Source organism: Paenibacillus ginsengihumi DSM 21568, from assembly GCF_000380965.1.
Taxonomy (GTDB): Bacteria; Bacillota; Bacilli; order Paenibacillales; family NBRC-103111; genus Paenibacillus_G; species Paenibacillus_G ginsengihumi.
In genome coordinates this window covers 78,070-95,515 of sequence record NZ_KB905551.1, presented here as the reverse complement: position 1 = coordinate 95,515, position 17,446 = coordinate 78,070, and the positions used below count along the sequence as shown (strand labels likewise).

At 60.5% G+C, this 17,446-nt stretch carries 14 protein-coding genes; all 14 read left to right on the top strand.

The genetic code is table 11. The features are described 5' to 3' along the window. Positions 1-65: 65 nt before the first annotated feature. The 14 genes from F591_RS0103675 to F591_RS0103610 all read left to right on the top strand — a co-directional run bounded on the left by F591_RS0103675 (position 66) and on the right by F591_RS0103610 (position 17,347). Complete coding sequence (locus F591_RS0103675; protein WP_019533233.1) at positions 66-1,226, top strand: CaiB/BaiF CoA transferase family protein; 1,161 nt, start codon at positions 66-68, stop codon at positions 1,224-1,226. Between the two features lie 125 nt (positions 1,227-1,351). Then, positions 1,352-1,798, top strand: a complete 447-nt coding sequence (locus F591_RS0103665; protein ID WP_019533232.1) for a MaoC/PaaZ C-terminal domain-containing protein — start codon at positions 1,352-1,354, stop codon at positions 1,796-1,798. 30 nt (positions 1,799-1,828) lie between these two features. Then, positions 1,829-3,028 (top strand): CaiB/BaiF CoA transferase family protein, encoded by a 1,200-nt coding sequence (locus tag F591_RS0103660; RefSeq protein WP_019533231.1) that lies wholly within the window; start codon positions 1,829-1,831, stop codon positions 3,026-3,028. A 2-nt stretch (positions 3,029-3,030) separates the two neighbouring features. Continuing rightward, on the top strand, positions 3,031-4,191 hold the full coding sequence (locus F591_RS0103655) for an ABC transporter substrate-binding protein (RefSeq protein WP_026326355.1): 1,161 nt from the start codon (positions 3,031-3,033) through the stop codon (positions 4,189-4,191). Positions 4,192-4,432: 241 nt separating this feature from the next. After that, positions 4,433-5,194, top strand: a complete 762-nt coding sequence (locus F591_RS0103650; RefSeq protein WP_019533229.1) for an IclR family transcriptional regulator — start codon at positions 4,433-4,435, stop codon at positions 5,192-5,194. Positions 5,195-5,651: 457 nt separating this feature from the next. Continuing rightward, on the top strand, positions 5,652-6,959 hold the full coding sequence (locus tag F591_RS0103645) for an ABC transporter substrate-binding protein (RefSeq protein WP_019533227.1): 1,308 nt from the start codon (positions 5,652-5,654) through the stop codon (positions 6,957-6,959). Between the two features lie 48 nt (positions 6,960-7,007). Further along, a complete protein-coding gene (locus tag F591_RS0103640) occupies positions 7,008-7,889 on the top strand; it encodes a carbohydrate ABC transporter permease (RefSeq protein ID WP_019533226.1) in 882 nt (293 codons plus the stop codon). Next, positions 7,886-8,701, top strand: coding sequence for a carbohydrate ABC transporter permease (locus F591_RS0103635; RefSeq protein WP_019533225.1), 816 nt, complete (start codon positions 7,886-7,888; stop codon positions 8,699-8,701). The genes F591_RS0103640 and F591_RS0103635 overlap by 4 nt, the downstream gene beginning before the upstream one ends. A gap of 43 nt (positions 8,702-8,744) precedes the next feature. Then, on the top strand, positions 8,745-10,556 hold the full coding sequence (locus tag F591_RS0103630) for a sensor histidine kinase (RefSeq protein ID WP_019533224.1): 1,812 nt from the start codon (positions 8,745-8,747) through the stop codon (positions 10,554-10,556). Next, positions 10,534-10,974: a response regulator gene (locus tag F591_RS29425; protein WP_019533223.1), complete on the top strand. Its 441-nt coding sequence runs from the start codon at positions 10,534-10,536 to the stop codon at positions 10,972-10,974. The genes F591_RS0103630 and F591_RS29425 overlap by 23 nt, the downstream gene beginning before the upstream one ends. 39 nt (positions 10,975-11,013) lie before the next feature. Continuing rightward, positions 11,014-12,162, top strand: a complete 1,149-nt coding sequence (locus F591_RS27315) for an AraC family transcriptional regulator (RefSeq protein ID WP_019533222.1) — start codon at positions 11,014-11,016, stop codon at positions 12,160-12,162. Between the two features lie 295 nt (positions 12,163-12,457). Beyond that, positions 12,458-15,484, top strand: coding sequence for a glycoside hydrolase family 2 TIM barrel-domain containing protein (locus tag F591_RS0103620; protein WP_019533221.1), 3,027 nt, complete (start codon positions 12,458-12,460; stop codon positions 15,482-15,484). Positions 15,485-15,586: 102 nt separating this feature from the next. Next, a complete protein-coding gene (locus tag F591_RS0103615) occupies positions 15,587-16,753 on the top strand; it encodes a serine hydrolase domain-containing protein (RefSeq protein WP_019533220.1) in 1,167 nt (388 codons plus the stop codon). A 129-nt stretch (positions 16,754-16,882) separates the two neighbouring features. Then, positions 16,883-17,347, top strand: coding sequence for a carboxymuconolactone decarboxylase family protein (locus F591_RS0103610; RefSeq protein ID WP_019533219.1), 465 nt, complete (start codon positions 16,883-16,885; stop codon positions 17,345-17,347). Positions 17,348-17,446: the final 99 nt, after the last annotated feature.

The following is a 17,446-nucleotide window of genomic DNA, read 5'->3' as shown; positions in this document are numbered from 1 at the left end:
AAATGAAAACGGTCACTATAATTTATATGTGAAAAATAATTTCACTTATAAAAGGAGTGAAGGCGATGAAGCCGCTTGACGGGCTGCTCGTTCTCGATTTCAGCCAGTTTTTGGCCGGACCTTTCGCTGCGATGCGGCTGGCCGACCTGGGGGCGCGCGTGATCAAAATCGAACGGGCGGAAGGCGGCGATTTGAGCCGCAAGCTGACGCTGGCCAATCTGGTCGTGGACGGCGACAGCACCGTGTTCCATGCCATGAACCGCAACAAGGAGAGCTATGCCGCCAACCTGAAGGACCCGGCCGATCTGGAAAAGGTGAAGCGGCTGGTGAAGCAGGCGGACGTGCTGATCGAAAGCTTCCGCCCGGGGACGATGGCCCGGCTCGGGCTGGACTACGATTCGGCGAAGGCTATCAACCCGCGCCTCGTCTACGGCAGCGTGACGGGCTACGGAGCCGAGGGGCCGTGGAAGGATAAGCCGGGCCAGGATTTGCTCGTCCAGTCGCTGTCCGGTCTGCCCTGGCTGTGCGGCAATGCGGACCAGCCGCCCGTACCGTTCGGCCTGTCGGTGGCCGATATGTTTACGAGCGCCAATCTCGTGCAAGGGCTGCTGGCCGCTCTCGTGCGCCGCGGGGCGACGGGCCAGGGCGCGCTGGTCGAGGTCAGCCTGATGGAATCGGCGCTCGATTTTCAGTTCGAGGTGCTGACGACGCACCTGAACGACGGGGGCAAGCTGCCGCAGCGCAGCCGGGTGAACAGCGCGCATGCCTATCTGGGCGCGCCGTATGGCTTGTACGAGACGGCGGACGGGCATATCGCGCTGGCGATGGGCTCGGTCGTGCGGCTCGGGGAGCTGCTGGAATGCCCGGAGCTTGCGGCATACCAGGACCCGGCGAGCTGGTTCGACCGCCGGGACGAAATCAAGCGCATCCTTGCCGATCATTTGAAGCGGAAGACAACCGCAGAGTGGCTGGCAAAGCTGGAGCCGGCCGATTACTGGTGCGCCGAGGTGCTCGACATGCAGCAGCTTATGGAGCACGACGGCTTCAAGGCGCTCGACTTCGTTCAGGAGGTGCGTCGCTCTAACGGCGCCGCGCTGCGGACGACGCGCTGTCCGATCCGGATCGACGGGGAGAAGCTGTACGCGGAACGGGCTGCGCCGGTGCTCGGCGAGCACAATGCGGCGCTCGATGCGGAACTTGCGAAAGGCGTAAGGCTTGGCAGGTGATAGGTCCGATATAGCGGAAGCAAAAGGCATAGGCATGCCGCTTATGCAGGAAGGATTCGTCGAAAAGCTGGAGCGGGGCTGTTTTATCGAAAAACGAAGGAGAGAAGAAAGGACGCGGGGCGAAAATGAAAGCGATTTATTTTGAAGACTACGAGATTGGGGCGGAACGCACATCAACCGGGCGCACGATTACAGAGACGGATATCGTGATGCATGCCGGGCATACCGGCGACTTTTACCCGCACCATATGGACGCGGAATGGTGCCGGACGCAGCCGTTCGGGCAGCGGATCGCGCACGGCACGCTCATCTTCAGCGTCGGCATCGGCATGACGGCTGGAGAGATCAATCCGGAGGCCGTCTCGTATGGCTATGACCGGTTGCGTTTTATTAAGCCGGTGTTCATCGGGGATACGATCCGGGCCAAGGTGACGCTGAAGGAGAAGCGCGACCATCCGAAAAAAACGGACTGCGGCATCGTCGTGGAGCTGGTCGAGGTGTTCAATCAGCGCGGCGAGACGGTGCTGGCCTGCGAGCATCTGCTGCTCGTTAACCGGAGCAAGCGGGCTTAGCGCATATGGCAAACGGCAGGTGATTTCGGGATGGTTAGCAAACCGCTGCAAGGCATGATCGTGATCGATTTCAGCCAGTTTTTGTCCGGCCCGTATGCGGGGCTGCGGCTCGCTGACCTGGGCGCGCGGGTCATCAAGATCGAGCGTCCGGACGGCGGAGACCTGTGCCGGCGACTGTATATTTCCAATCTGCAGCTGGACGGGGACAGCACGCTGTTTCATGCGATCAACCGCAACAAGGAGAGCTTCGCAGCCGACCTGAAAAACGCGCAGGACCGGCGCGATGTGCTGAGGCTGCTGGAGAAGGCCGACATGATGATTCAAAATTTCCGTCCCGGCATTATCGAGCGGCTCGGCTTCGGCTACGACGAGGTGAAGGCGATCAATCCCCGCATCCTGTACGGCTCGATCAGCGGGTACGGTGAGACGGGGCCGTTCGCCGGCAAGCCGGGCCAGGATTTGCTCGTGCAGTCGCTGTCCGGGATCGCCTGGATGAGCGGCGGCGACGCGGCCGGGCCGGTCCCGTTCGGGCTGGCGATCGCCGACATGATGGCCGGCGCCCATCTCGTGCAGGGGCTGCTGGCGGCGGCCGTGCGCCGCTCCGTCACCGGCCTCGGGGCCAAAGTGGAGGTCAACCTGCTCGAATCGACGCTCGATACGATGCAGGAGGTGTGGGCTGACCTGCTGCAGCGGCCGGACGCCGGGCAGCGTCGCAACGGCGCGGCCTATCTCCGCCTGCAGCGTCCGGCTCCGTATGGCATCTATGCGACGGCCGACGGGTACATGGCGCTGGGGGCCTGCTCCGTGCCTGCCGTTGGCCGCGCCGTGGGCCTGCCCGCGCTTGAGCGTTACGACGACCCCGGCGCGTGGACTTCGTGCCGGGATGAGATCCGGCGGCAGCTGCAAGCGCATTTGGCGCGGCGGCCGACCGCCGCATGGCTCGCGCGGCTCGAGCCGGAGGGCATCCCCTGCGCGGAAACGCTCGATTGGCGCAGGCTGCTGCAGCACGACGCATTTCGCGCGCTGCGGATGACGCAGCAGGTGCGCCGCCCGTCCGGAGCCGGGCTGCAGGCGCTATGCTGTCCGATGCGGATCGACGGGCAGCGCTTCGCCTCGCCCGTCGGCTCGCCGCGGATCGGGGAGCACAGCGAAGCGATACGAGAGGAGCTCGCAGCCGGCGGTCTGTTTCCCGTTCCCGGATCAAGGGCTGACGAAGACAAAGGAGGATGACGATGATCCGCTTGAAAGGCATGACCTGGAAGCATGAGCGCGGCATCGCGCCGCTCTTGGCCGCCACCGCGGCATTCGGCGAGCGGCGGCCGGACGTAACGATCGAGTGGGAAGCGCGCTCGCTGCACGATTTCGAGCAATATCCGCTGGAGCTGCTGGCCGGCGCTTACGATCTGATCATGATCGACCACCCGCATCTCGGCGAAGCGGCGGACCGCGGGCTGCTCGTGCCGCTGGACGGCCTGCTGCCGGAAGCGTATTTGCGGGAGCAGGAGCGCGGCAGCGTCGGCTTAAGCTATGCCAGCTATGCGTGGGCGGGGCGGCAATGGGCGCTGGCGGCCGACGCCGCCGCGCAGGTCGGCGCATACCGCGAAGACCTGCTGAGCGAAGCGGGGCTGCAGCCGCCGAAGACGTGGGCCGACGTGACGCGGTTGGCCGCGGAGCTTCCCGAAGGGCGGCGGATCGCCATGCCGCTCGTGCCGGTGCATGCTTTCGCGAGCTTTTATACGCTGTGCTCGCAGCTCGGCGGCGGGGCGTTCTGGCAGGACGGCGCCGCGCTTCCGTTAGAGACGGGGGAAGGCGCGCTGGCGCTGCTGCAGGAGCTGATGCCGCTATTGCATCCCGACTCTGCCGACAGCGACCCGATCGCGATGTCGGAGCGGATGGCGCGCACGGACGACATCGCTTATGTGCCGCTGATTTACGGCTACGTCAACTATGCGCGCGACGGCTTCGCCCCGCATCCGATCCGCTTCGCCGACATTCCGGCGAGCGGGGACGCGCCGAGCGGCAGCATGATCGGCGGCGTCGGCCTGGCGATCTCTTCGCGCTGCCGTTACCCGGAGCTCGCGGCGGCATTCGCGGAGATGACCGTCTCCCCCGAGTTTCAGCGCACGACCTATTTTCGCAGCGGCGGGCAGCCGGGACACCGCTCCGCCTGGCTCGATGCGGAGGTCAACCGGCAGTCGCGCGGCTTTTTCGTAAATACGCTGCGCACGCTGGACCACGGCGCGATGCGACCGCGGTTCAACGGCTTTGTGGCGTTTCAGGAGCGGGCCGGGGTGCTGATCCGCGAATTTCTGCTTCGCGGTAGCGGGAGCCGCAAGGAGCTTGTCGAGCGCCTGAACGCCATGGCCCTGGCCAGCTACAGGGCTCGCGGCTGAGATTGGCGGCGGCTGCTGCCGGGCCGCCCCGTCGTATGTCATACGCAAGCGTGGCTTGTTCATCGCAAAGATCGATACCGATGGCGGGCGATTTCTTTCGCCATCGGTCGTCACCTGCGGTGTTGAAATTTCAAGTTAAATCAGCATTGTAGCAGGCGTTAGCTAAGTAAAAAGCCAATCGAAGGCGAATCATGACGCTTTTGCTCTAAATGCATCACGGATAGAAGGGAGCCGCCTCAGCATGAAGGACTTCAAAGTGCCGGCTTTGGCCAAAGGACTGGATATCTTGGAGGCGCTGTCCGCCAGCAGTAAGCCGATGTCGCTGACGGAGCTGAGCCGCGCCTTGGACCGCAGCACAAGCGAGCTGTACCGGATGATCGGTTTTTTGGAGACGCGGGGCTATATTGTCAAGGAGCCGCATTCGGGCAACTATCGTCTTTCCCTGAAATTGTACGAGCTGGCGCACACGCACTCGCCCGTCGATCAACTGATTCGTGCCGCCACCATTCCGATGCGCGAGCTGTCGGCGGAGGTGAAGGAGTCGTGCCATCTGAGCGTGCTGCGCAGCACCGACCTGCTTGTGCTGCGGCAGGAGGAGAGCCCGCTGCAGTACCGCCTCTCCGTCGAGGTGGGCGGACGGTTCGACGCTGTGCGCACAGCGTCCGGACGCTTGCTGCTCGCTTATTTGCCGGAGGCGGAGCGGGAATGGTTTCTGCGGAAGCATCCCGGGTACCAAGAAGCTGACGAAGCAGGGCGGAAAGCGCTGCTGGACAAGCTGGAAGAGATTCGCAAACAGGGCTACAGCCACGCGGAGAGCGAATATCATATCGGCGTCACCGATTACGCCGTCCTCGTCGGCAATCCGCGGATCGGCCTGACCGCTGCGCTGGCCGTGCCGTGCCTGCGGACCGCCGGGCACAAGGGCTCCGACGAAGCGCTGCTCGCCCGCCTGAAGGCGTGCGCGGCGGAGATTACCGGCGCGCTCGGCATCACGCCGCCGTGAACAAGGGCGCCCGACCCGGTCGGGCCGGGCTTGCTTGGTTAATGCGGCGGCAGTTTGCCGCCATCATGGCCATCATGGTTCACCCTGCGCCACCTCCGGGCCTGCCTGCACCGCAGCAGAAACGCCTCGCCGCATCCGCACCGCAACCGTCACGATCCCGCAGCAACTGACTTCCCGCGCCTCCTTCCCCTCTGCTGCACTACCGTAAAACTCCGGTACGATGTACAAAAATTGATACATAATGGTTGAATATTTACCATATTCATCGCCCCTTTATCCGCTTACAATGAAAGCGTAACCAAAAAGTAAGAAGGCTCGATCACTGCCGGATATTGCCCGAAAGCAGAAACTGTCGGAACAGTGCGCAGGAGCAGAAACTGCCGGAACAGCTCCCGAAAGCAGAATCTGCCGGACAATGTCCGGAAGCAGAATCGGTAAAGGAAGGGGTAGCGGAACAATGACACGATTAGGAAAAATCATCGGCCTCGCCGCCGCGTTCGCGGCCGCGCTGACGGCCGCAGGCTGCGGGGGAGGGGAGCAGGCGGCAGAAGCCGATCCGTCCAAGCCATACGCTGGCGAGAAGCTGATGGTATTCGCTCTCAACCACCAATGGGCGGATACGATCAAGGGGCGGCTGCCTGAGTTCGAGCAGAAGTCAGGCATCAAGGTGGACCTGCAGACGTTTGCCGAGGAGCAGCTGCAGCAGAAGCTGGCCGTGCAGCTGACGTCGAACTCGGAGACGCCGGATTTGTTCATGTACCGTCCTTACATGGACAAAATTTTATACGCCAAAAACGGCTGGACCGAACCGCTGGACGAGTATGCGAAGCAGAACGCCGACTACGACTTTGCCGATTTCGCGGCATCCTCCATTGAGGCCAGCAGCATCGACGGCAAGCTGATGTCCATCCCGCTGTTCACCGACCAGTTCGTGCTTTATTACCGGAAGGATGTGCTTCAGAAGCATCAGCTCGCCGTCCCGAAGACGCTGGAGGAGATGCAGGCGGCGGTCAAAACCGTGCACGATCCGGCGAACGAGCTGTACGGCTTCGTAGCCAGAGGCCAGCGCAACGCGCTCGTCACGGCGCTGTCCTCTTTCATTTTCTCGGAGGGCGGCGATTTCATGAAGGGCGACCGGGCGACGCTCAATACGCCGGAGACGATCAGCGGCATTCGCATCTACGCGGATTTGCTGAAAAATTACGGACCGCCGGGCACGCTCAATATGAGCTGGCCGCAGGCGGCCGGCCTGTTCGCGCAGGGCAAGGCGGCGTTCTATGTGGAGACGGCGTCCATCTATAAAAACACGACCGATCCGGAGAAATCGCTCGTCAAGGACCATGTCGGCTTTGCCACGTTCCCGGCCGGCTCCGCGGGACCGAAGCCGGCAAGCATTACCGCTTGGTCGCTCGCGATGAATCCGAAAGCCAAAAATAAAGATGCGGCCTGGGCCTTCGTCGCATGGGCCAGCAGCAAAGAGAACGTGCTGAAGATTCAGCAAAGCGGCGTTCCCGGCCCGCGCAGCTCCGTCTGGGCGTCGAAGGAAGGGACGGCCAACTTCCCGGCCGATCTGGCGGCGACGATCCAGGAAACGATGAAGATCGGAGTCGGCTATAACGTGCCGCAGGTCATTAGCGTCGGGGAAGCGCGGGACGCGGTCGGCAGCATTGCCGTCAAGGCGATGCTGGGAGAAGACATTCAGGCGGCCGCCGAGCAGGCCAACGCCGAGCTTCAGGACATCATCGACAAGGATAAGATGAAGTAGTCGGAAGGCGCACGGATCGAAGAACATGAAACGCAAGGAGTGGATGATATGGTCAACTGGCTGGACCGCCAGCTGAAATGGGTATTTACACTGCCTGCCGTCCTGTTCGTGCTGCTCATGATCGCCTTTCCGATTGCCTATACGGGACGCATCAGTCTATACGAATGGAGCATGTCGGCGATATCGCCTCCAAAATGGGTGGGGCTTGGCAACTATATCGAGCTGCTTCGGGGCGAGCGCTTCTGGAACTCGCTGCGGCTGACGTTCTACCATTCCTCTGTCAGCATCGTGCTGGAGACGGTGCTCGGCGTGGCGGCCGCGCTGCTGTTCTCCCGTTCGTTCGCCGGCAAAAAGCTCGTCAAGGCGGTCATGATGCTGCCGATGGTAGCGACGCCGGTATCGATCGGCCTCGTCTGGCTGCTGATTTACGAGCCGTCCATCGGCCTGGCCAACCAGCTGCTCAGGCGCATCGGCTTGCCGCCGCAGGAGTGGCTCGGCTCAGTGCACCAGGTGATGCCGTCGCTGATTTTGATCGACGTCTGGGAATGGACGCCGATGATCGCGCTCGTCGTCATCGCCGGTATCGCCGGCCTGCCTGCGGAGCCGTACGAGTCCGCCGCCGTGGACGGCGCCACTCCCTTTCAGCGGCTTACGCGCATTACGCTGCCGCTACTGATGCCGACGATCGTGACGGCTGTCACGCTGCGCGTCATCGATCTGCTCAAAACGTTCGATACGATTTACGCAACGACTCAAGGCGGACCGAACTTCGCCTCGCAGACGCTCAATCTGATGATTTTCGATCTGGCGTTCCAGAACTTTAAGCTCGGCGCTGCGTCGGCGCTGCTGCTCGTGTTCTTTGCCGTCATCCTACTGCTCATCGTGCTGTTGACGGCGATCCGCAACAAGCTGGGAGGTCGTTTCGAATGAAGCCGAAGGCCGCGTCGCGCGCGGGATATACGCTGGTGAATATGGCCATGCTGCTGTTTTTTCTGTTTCCGTTTCTATGGATGCTATCCGCCTCGTTCAAAACGCAGGTGCAGGTGCTGTCCTCGCAGCATTTGTTCTTTTTTACGCCGACCTTCAAAAATTACGTGACCGTATTCCGGGAATACGATTATCTCAAGTTCATCGCCAACAGCTTCGCGATTGCCGCCGCCTCTACAGCCGGCGCGCTGCTCCTCGGCCTGCCTGCCGCCTATGCCATCGCCCGGTACCGGATGCCGTACTTCGGCCTGACGATCCTGATTGCCAAAATCATCCCGGGCATCACCTATCTGGTGCCATGGTATATTTTATTTAACAAGCTCGGACTGATCGATACGTATACGGGGATGATCGCCAGCCACATGGTTATCGGCCTGCCGTTCATCATCTGGGTGATGATCCCGTTCTTCGAGACGTTTCCGAAGGAGGTCGAGGAATCGTCCTGGATCGACGGCAGCTCGCGAATGCGCGCATTTGTTCAGATGGTGCTGCCGGTTTCCATCCCCGGCATCGTCACCTCCGCGCTGCTGGCGTTCATTTTTTCGTGGAACAACTTCATGTTCTCGCTTATTTTGGCAGGCGAGAAGACGAAGCCGCTGCCGATCGCTGTATTCAATTTTATCTCCGGCACCGCGATCAACTGGGGCGCGCTGATGGCCGCCGCCTGCATCATTACCATCCCGGTCGTCGTCATCGCGCTGTTCTTGCAACAATACATCGTTAGCGGCCTTTCGGCCGGCGCGGTCAAAGGGTAATTCAAAGGAGCTAAAGTTCTATGAGCACGGGAGGAGAGCGGCCATGTGGAAGCTGAGAAGGGGCTTGCGAGACCTGTTCGGCGAATGGAACATTTTCAAAAAAATCGTGCTGCTCATTGTTTGTCTGCTGCTGCCGGTTGTACTATTGTACAGCTATACGAACGGGGTGTCGGTCGAGGTCATCGAGAAGGAACTGAGGGATTCCAACCTGAAACGGCTGTCTTTCGTCACAACCCAGATGGACAATATCGTCGATCAGCTGTCGATTCTGTCCCTGATCGTCAGCAAGGATGCGAGCGTCAAGGCGTTCGGGCAAAAGGAGACGCACCGCGAAGCCTACGAGCAGCTGCGGCTGCAGGAGGATGTTGTCGGCAAGTTGATTTTGCTCAGCGCAGCGAGCAGCTGGAGCAACCGGCTGACCGTCTATTTCCCAAATGTTCGGCAAGCGCTCGCAAGCGACGGCTACGGCATTTACGACGAAGCGGAGGCAAGCGGCCCGCTGTCGATGCAGTGGAGCTATCGGCCGGACGCAGGCGGCGGTTATTTCGTCAAGCGCATCTGGGAGCCGCTGCTCGTTGAGAAGCGGCCGGGCACGCTGGAGTCGATTGTCGAAGCCCGCTTTCCGGCGGCCAATCTGACCGCGATGCTAGCTGATTTCAGGGGAGACGGTAATGCCAATCCGTTCTTTTATTCGCCGGGTATGGAGCCGATTGCAGGTCCCCAGCGTCCGGAAATGACAAGCGAGCTGGTCGCGGAGCTAAGTGCCCGGCAGCTCGGCCCGTCCGGCCATCAGGTGATTCGACTGGGCGGGGAGCCTTATCTGGTCAGCTATGTGCAGTCCAAAAGCCTTGGCTGGTACGCTGTCGATTACGTTCCGATCAAGCAGGTGCTCTCGCCGATTATCCGCAGCCGCAACGGGTTCTACGCCTCTATTGCCCTGCTGCTGGCGATGGGAGTGACGGTCGCCGTCGTCCTGTACCGGCAGGTGCAGCTGCCCATCCGACTGCTGCTGCGCGGCGTCGGGAAACTGCAGTCCGGTGCTTTCTCGCATCGGCTGCATTACCGGCCGAACAATGAATTCGATTATTTGTTTGCGAAATTCAACGAGATGGCCGCTGAAATTCAGCGTCTGCTGGAGAAGGTATACCTGGAAAAAATCCGCTTTCGCGAGGCGAAGCTGAAGCAGCTGCAATCGCAGATCAATCCGCATTTTTTGTCCAACAGCATGTTTTTTATCAAAAATATGATCGAAATAGGCGACACGCAGGCGGCGACGACGATGATTCTCAATCTGGCTGAATATTACCGCTACATGACGAATCTCGAGCATACGATGACGACGCTTGCGGAAGAGCTCAAGCTGATCGAAAATTATTTGACGATCCAAAATCTGCGCATGGAACGGTTCCATTACGAGCTCGATATTCCTCCGTCCATGCTCAAGCTGCGCATTCCCCGCCTGATGATCCAGCCGATCGTCGAGAATGCGATCGTCCACGCCGTCGAGAAAACCGGTCGTTACGGCATCATCCGCATATCCGGATTGGTTGGTCCGGACGGCTTCCGCATTACGGTGGACGATAACGGGAACGGGATGAGCGAGCAGGAGCTTGCCGCGCTGCGCCGCACGATGACGCTGCCCCTCGGGCAGGAGACGGGCTGCGGCTTATGGAACGTGCATCAACGGCTAAACTTCCAGTTTGACGAGCGCTCAGGGCTGTCGTTCTCGCCATCGCCGCTCGGCGGTCTGCGAGTGGCGATCCGTTGGAGCGGAAAGGCGCAGGACGAGCGAAGCGGGGAGGCGAAATCGGATGTGGAAGGGAGGGGCGCGGATGCTGCAACTGCTAATGGTTGACGACGAGATGAGCGTCGTGGAGACGCTGTGTGCCACCATCGCCTGGGAGAGCATCGGCATCGGCACGGTGCACAAGGCGTTTTCGGCCAAGGAGGCGCTCGACGTCCTGAACATGCACGATATCGATATCGTCATTACCGACGTGCGCATGCCGGATATGAGCGGGCTCGAGCTGGCCGCGCACATTCGCCTGCATTGGAAGCAGACCCAATGTCTGCTGCTTACGGCGCATGCCGATTTTGAATACGCCCAGTCAGCGATTCAGAGCGACATCTGCGATTATGTGCTGAAGCCGGTCGCAAGCGGCGAGCTGCTTGAAAGGGTAAGCGCTGTCGTCCGGAAGATTCGCGCCGAGAAAGAAAATAACGAGGCTTACCTGCGGGCCATCAGGACGATGCGCGATCATTTGCCGAAGTAGAAGGGAGAACTGCTCTACGAGCTGATTCAGGGCAGGCGGATGTCGCCGGAGCGTCTGGCCGACAAGCTTCAGTCGCTCGAGGTGCCGGCCCGCCTTGGCGGAGAAATTGCCGTTGCGCTCGTGCGCTTCAAGGAAAGCTTCTCGGCCGATTACGACCCGTTTGAGATGTCGCTGATGGAATACGCGATCGCGAATATGGCGGAGGAGACGTTCGAGGAAACGTTCCATGTGTGGAGCTGCAAGGACCATCACGACTACCTGGTGCTCGTGCTGATTCCGAAGCAGGAGCCGGAAGGCGGCGGGGAGCGCGCATACGGCTCCCATGTGCGGCGCATGGGCAATCAGTTGCAGATCAACGTTCAGCATTATCTGAAGCTGCAGGTTTCCGTGCTGATCGGCGCCTGGGGGCGCTTCCCGGGCGATGTGACCCGGCTCTATGACAACCTGCTGCTCATCTTCAGCAGGCGCTTCGGCAGCGGCAAAGAGCTGCCGGTCTACATCGCCGAAGCGTCGGAGATGTCGAGCATCGGCACGCTGCAGCGTCTGTACGAGCCGCCGCTGCTGATTCATCTGATGGAGGCGGGGGATTGGGAGGCAGCCAGGGACAAGCTGGAGGCGATTATGCAGGAGCTGGAGGACGAATGGGCGGAGTCGGCGGAGCATGTGACGGAAGCGTTCTTCAATATTTTCGCCGCTTTCTCTCATATCGCCCACAAGAACGGCCGGCAGCTGTCGGAGATGATCGACGCCGATTATGCGCGGGGCAAGGAGCTGATTCCCGCCAAATCCGCCGCCCATCTCGGCGTCTGGGTGCGCAGCGTATTCGGGAAATTCCGCTCCACGGCGCTTCAGGAGACGCGCAGCGCCCGTGCCGTTGCCGTCAAGGAGGCGCAAAAATATATTTTGTCCAACCTGTCCGGCGAACTGTCTGTTCAGTCGATCTCGGACAGCCTGCGAATGCATCCGGCGTATTTGTCCCGGCTGTACAAGCTGGAGACCGGCGAAAATATAAGCGACTACATCACCCGGCAGAAGCTGGAGAAGGCGCTGCAGTTGCTGAAATTCAGCCCGCTGAAAATTTACGAAATCGCCATCGAAATCGGCTACCAGAACCCGAATTATTTCATTAAGGTGTTCAAAAAGCACTTCGGCCTCACGCCGCAGGAATACCGCAACGCCAACGCTTGATTGCGAGCATAAAAAGGCCCCTTTCCGCCAGATGAGATCGGAAGGAGGCCTTTTGTCGGATAATGGGGGGTTGTTCAGTAGGATGCTGCTGCTTCATTGTATGCCGACGCCGTTTGAAACGTGTCTAGCTTGCGGACAGCGGCCATGCTGCATCGCTGCTCGCCGGAACCGGGCGAATCGCCAACAGGCGAATATCGTGTTATTCGGGCTAATATTGTTTTATGGCGCGGAGTCTTTCCATCTTTTATCATAGAGTTGATGCACCTTTTACATACATAGCGAGGAGCGGTAGGAGATGCTTGATTTCGTGCAAAAATATTGGGAGGATCCCGGCATACTGCAGGTGAATCGGGAAGCGGCGAGGTCGTACTACATCCCGTACGGGGATATCGGCGGCGCCAGCTCGAACAAGCGGGGGCGGTCGCCGTTTTACCGGACGCTGAACGGAAGCTGGAAATTTCGGTACTGCCGCAGCGTCAAGGAAGTGCAGGACGGATTTTACACGGACGAGGCCGACGTGAGCGGCTGGGACGAGCTGATCGTGCCTTCCTGCTGGCAAACGAGCGGCTACGATCAGCTGCATTATACGAACGTCAATTATCCGTTCCCCTGCGATCCGCCTTACGTGCCGAACGACAATCCGGCCGGTCTCTATGTCCGGGAGTTTCAGGTGCCTGCGCAGTGGGACGGCAAGCGGATTTACACCGTTTTCGAAGGGGTGAATTCGTGCTGCTATGTTTGGGTGAACGGGCAATTCGTCGGGTACAGCCAGGGAAGCCGGGTGCCTGCAGAGTTTGACGTAACCCCTTACATTCGCGAGGGGCGGAACCGGATGGCCGTCATGGTGCTGAAATGGTGCGACGGCTCTTACTTGGAGGACCAGGATGTATGGCGGTTTTCCGGCATTTTCCGCGACGTTTATCTGCTGGCCCGCGACCGGGTTCATGTGCGCGACGTTTTCAACCGCCAGGAGCTGGCTGCGGACTTCGGCGAGGCGCTGCTTCGCTGCGAGCTGGAAACGACAGGGCGCCTTGAGGTGCAGGCCGAGCTGAAGGATGCGGACGGCCGCACTGCTGCAAGCGGACAGGCGGAGATCGACGGGAAGGGCGCGATCGAGCTGCGGGTTGAGCGGCCGGTATTGTGGAATGCGGAGCAGCCGTACCTGTATCAGCTGTACGTCCAGGCCGGCGAAGAGACGCTCCGCTTTCCCGTCGGGTTCCGGAAGGTGGAGATCGTCTCCGGCGTCTTCAAGATCAACGGCCAGGCAGTCAAGCTCAAGGGGGTCAACCGCCACGATTCCCATCCGTCGCTCGGTCAGACGATACCGCTGCGCCATATGCACAAGGACCTTATGCTCATGAAGCGGCATAATGTCAACACGATCCGGACGTCACATTATCCGAACGATCCGCGGTTTTTGGAGCTGTGCGACGAATACGGCTTCTATGTCATCGACGAGGCCGATCTGGAATGCCACGGCGTGCAACCGGCCGGCGATTTCCATATGCTGACGAACGATCCGGCTTGGCAGGCCGCTTTCATCGACCGGGCCGTGCGGATGGTGGAGCGGGACAAAAACTTCCCTTCCATCATCATCTGGTCGATGGGCAACGAATCGGGCTACGGGGCGAACCATATCGCCATGGCCGCGTGGACGAAATCGCGCGATGCCTCCCGCCCCGTTCATTACGAGGGCGCAGCCCCGCATTACAAGGGCAGCGAGGAGACGGAATGCCTCGATATGGAGAGCCGGATGTACGCTTCCGTCGAATATATCGAAAACTACGCCAAGGACGAGCGCAACGTCAAGCCGCTCTTCCTGTGCGAGTACAGCCATGCGATGGGGAACGGCCCGGGCGATCTGCACGACTACTGGGAGGTCATCTACAAGTACCCGAAGCTGATGGGCGGCTGCGTCTGGGAATGGACCGACCACGGCATCGCCGCCGAAACGGCCGACGGGACGCCGTTCTTCGCTTACGGCGGCGATTTCGGCGACAAGCCGAACGACGGCAACTTCTGCATCGACGGGCTCGTTGCTCCGGACCGCAAGCCGCATACGGGGCTGCTCGAGCTGAAGCAGGTCATTGCGCCGGTTCGGGCCGAGGCGGCCGATCTGAAGGGCGGAACGATCCGCGTCATGAATTTGTACGATTTTCGCGATTTGTCGCACGTCGGCATGGTGTGGAAGCTGGAGAAGGACGGAGAGACGATCCAGCAAGGATATGTGGCGGAGCTGCCTGCGGGTCCGCACGAGACAGCTGAGGTAACGCTGCCTTATACGCTGCCGGAGACGGCGGCAGGCCGCTATTATTTGACTTTGTCGTTTCGCGAGAAGCGGGAGACGCGCTGGGCCGACGCCGGATACGAGATCGCCTTCGAGCAGTTTGAGCTGCCTGCCGCGGCCAAGGCGGCGCCCGCTTCGGCGATTCCGGCGGCCGGGAAGCTGCCGCCGCTGCGCGCCGAGCGGCAAGGACATCTGCTCGTGCTGGAAGGCTTCGATTTCCGTCACGAGTTCGATCTTTACGGCGGGGCGTTCGTTCGCATCTCAAGGCACGGGGTGAACATGCTGGCGGCGCCGACGCGCTTTAAGGTGTGGAGAGCGCCGACGGACAACGACCGCAACGTCAAGCATGAGTGGATGGCCGAAGGCTACGAGCGGGCAAAGACGCATATCTACCGCACAGACTGGCGGCAGCTGCCGGACGGCTCGGTCGAGATCGACGCCGCATTTTCGCTCGGCGGCTATATCAAGCGACCGATCCTGCGCGGCGACGCTTGCTGGCGGGTGGACGGTTCGGGAACGGTCGCGCTGCGCGTGAAGGTCAAGGTGCGCGAAGGCATCGCATTCCTCCCGCGCTTCGGATTGCAGCTGACGATGCCGCCGGGGACGGAGGAAGTGGAATATTTCGGCTTCGGTCCGCACGAGAGCTATATCGACAAGCGCCGCAGCGTCAGAAAAGGCAAATATGTGCTGACAGTCGACGAGATGCACGAAAGCTATATCAAGCCCCAGGAGAACGGCTCCCGGTTCGGTACGGAATGGGCGATCGTCTCCAGTGAGCTGGGCATGGGCCTCAAGTTCTCGGGAGCTGAGCCGTTCTCGTTCCAGGCGTCCCACTATACGCCGGAAGACTTGACCGAGGCGACGCACGCCCACCTGCTGCGGAAGCGGAAGGAGACGATCGTTCACATCGATTACAAGATGAGCGGCGTCGGCTCCAACTCGTGCGGTCCGGAGCTGCTGCCGCAGTACCGGCTGGATGAGCGGGAATTCGAATTCGCTGTCGATGTGGTTCCGATTTTCAAGGAAGACGAATAATCCCGCAGCGAGGGAGACCTATTTGCGGCTTTAGGAGATGGAACCTATAGCCGCTCCGCAAGCGTGCCAACCGCTAAATCATTCGAAGGGAGCTATCGAACAATGAGCCAATTCCAGCACATTACGTCATTGCTTCATCGTTTTGTCGACAAGGGACCGGCAGGATGCGCTTGCTCGGTCGCCTTGGACGGCGAAACGGTATATGAGGAATATGTCGGCCTGGCGGATATCGAGCGGAACAAGCCGATCGCTCCGGATACGATTTTCCGGATTTATTCCATGACGAAGGTGATCACCTGCACGGCGGCGCTGATGCTTTATGAGCGCGGCCATTTTCTGCTGAACGATCCGCTGGACGAGTATCTCCCGGAATTCAGGCACCCGCAGGTGTACCGCCGCAATCCATACGGCGCCGTGTCGGTGGAGCCTGCGGCCGGCCCGATTCGGGTCAAGGATCTGTTCATGATGACCTCCGGGCTTACTTATGCGGGGAGCCGGATGGAGACGGAGCGGGAGACGAAGAAGGTGCTGGACGAGCTCAAACAGAAGGAGAAAGCAGGCGAACCCTACGACGTACGCGCGCTTTCGAAGGCGATCGCCAGCGTTCCGCTCGCCTTCGATCCCGGAACGCACTGGCGATACGGAATCAGCCACGACATCCTGGGAGCGCTGATCGAGGTCGTCTCAGGCAAAACGTTCGGACAATTTCTGCAGGACGAAATTTTCGAGCCGCTCGGCATGGAGGATACGTTCTTTCGCATTCCGGAGCATAAAAAGGACCGGTTGTGCCATCTCTACAACCGCGCCGAGGACGGCACGCTGACGAAAAATACGAGCATGGACGACTATTACCAGCCAGGCGCAGTCTACGAAGGCGGGGGCGGCGGCCTGCTGTCCACGCTGGGCGATTACAGCCGGTTCGCCAGCATGCTGGCCCGCGGCGGCGAGCTGGACGGGGTTCGCATTCTCGGCTCGCGGACGATCGGGCTGATGGCGACGAATCATCTCGGCCCGCAGCAGCTGGCCGATTTCGATTGGCCTCATCTGGCCGGGTATGGATACGGCTTGGGCGTCCGGGTCATGATCGACCCTGCGGCCGGCGGCAGCAACAGCTCCATCGGAGAATTCGGTTGGCTCGGCATGGCCGGAACGTGGGTGCTGATCGACCCGAAGGAGCGGCTGTCCGCCGTCTATATGCAGCAGATGCTGCCGAATTTCGAAGCATATCATCAGCCTCGTCTCAGAGCTGTCATCTACGGAGCACTGTAAATCGGCGCTTTCAAGGGTATGGCGGCATGGCGGGCGAAAAAATTTTTTCGGTCAGGATGTCACGAATGACCTCGGTTCGTTGTCTTCTTATATGTAAGTGCAAAAATAAGAAAAGGAGAGGAAACGACCATGTCATTGCGATTCAATTATTATGCCGCCTGCCCGGAAGCGCTGCAAACGATGCGCAAGCTGGAGGAGTTCATCAAGGAGAGCGGCCTCGACCGGACGCTGTACGAGCTGATCAAAATTCGCGCTTCGCAGATCAACGGCTGCGCCTTTTGTCTCGATATGCACACCCGCGAGCTGCGGGCGATGGGCGAAACGGAGCAGCGGGTGCATCTGATCAGCGTATGGCGGGAATCGCCGTGCTTTACCGACAAAGAGCGGGCTGCCCTGGAGCTGACGGAAGCGGTTACGCGCATCGCCGAGCAAGGCGTGCCGGCCGGGCTCTACGATCGCGTGCGCCAGCATTTCGACGAGCGCGAGTACACGATCCTGATCATGGCGATCAATACGATCAACGGCTGGAACCGGCTGGCGATCTCGACCGGCATGTACCCGGGTTGCTTTGACCGTTCGAGCGATCGCTCGTGACTGACGCTCATGGCGAGCTAGTGCTTCGGCATCGCTCCTTCCCTTCGCAAACAAAGCCGCCGCTTCGCTATTGTGAAGCGGCGGCTTTTTATTGAGCGG

What these genes read in the sequence shown, in the direction of transcription:
- F591_RS0103675 (WP_019533233.1), top strand. Translation starts at nt 66, where the DNA reads ATGAAGCCGCTTGACGGGCTGCTCGTTCTCGATTTCAGCCAGTTTTTG.
- F591_RS0103665 (WP_019533232.1), top strand. Translation starts at nt 1,352, where the DNA reads ATGAAAGCGATTTATTTTGAAGACTACGAGATTGGGGCGGAACGCACA.
- F591_RS0103660 (WP_019533231.1), top strand. Translation starts at nt 1,829, where the DNA reads ATGGTTAGCAAACCGCTGCAAGGCATGATCGTGATCGATTTCAGCCAG.
- F591_RS0103655 (WP_026326355.1), top strand. Translation starts at nt 3,031, where the DNA reads ATGATCCGCTTGAAAGGCATGACCTGGAAGCATGAGCGCGGCATCGCG.
- F591_RS0103650 (WP_019533229.1), top strand. Translation starts at nt 4,433, where the DNA reads ATGAAGGACTTCAAAGTGCCGGCTTTGGCCAAAGGACTGGATATCTTG.
- F591_RS0103645 (WP_019533227.1), top strand. Translation starts at nt 5,652, where the DNA reads ATGACACGATTAGGAAAAATCATCGGCCTCGCCGCCGCGTTCGCGGCC.
- F591_RS0103640 (WP_019533226.1), top strand. Translation starts at nt 7,008, where the DNA reads ATGGTCAACTGGCTGGACCGCCAGCTGAAATGGGTATTTACACTGCCT.
- F591_RS0103635 (WP_019533225.1), top strand. Translation starts at nt 7,886, where the DNA reads ATGAAGCCGAAGGCCGCGTCGCGCGCGGGATATACGCTGGTGAATATG.
- F591_RS0103630 (WP_019533224.1), top strand. Translation starts at nt 8,745, where the DNA reads ATGTGGAAGCTGAGAAGGGGCTTGCGAGACCTGTTCGGCGAATGGAAC.
- F591_RS29425 (WP_019533223.1), top strand. Translation starts at nt 10,534, where the DNA reads ATGCTGCAACTGCTAATGGTTGACGACGAGATGAGCGTCGTGGAGACG.
- F591_RS27315 (WP_019533222.1), top strand. Translation starts at nt 11,014, where the DNA reads ATGTCGCCGGAGCGTCTGGCCGACAAGCTTCAGTCGCTCGAGGTGCCG.
- F591_RS0103620 (WP_019533221.1), top strand. Translation starts at nt 12,458, where the DNA reads ATGCTTGATTTCGTGCAAAAATATTGGGAGGATCCCGGCATACTGCAG.
- F591_RS0103615 (WP_019533220.1), top strand. Translation starts at nt 15,587, where the DNA reads ATGAGCCAATTCCAGCACATTACGTCATTGCTTCATCGTTTTGTCGAC.
- F591_RS0103610 (WP_019533219.1), top strand. Translation starts at nt 16,883, where the DNA reads ATGTCATTGCGATTCAATTATTATGCCGCCTGCCCGGAAGCGCTGCAA.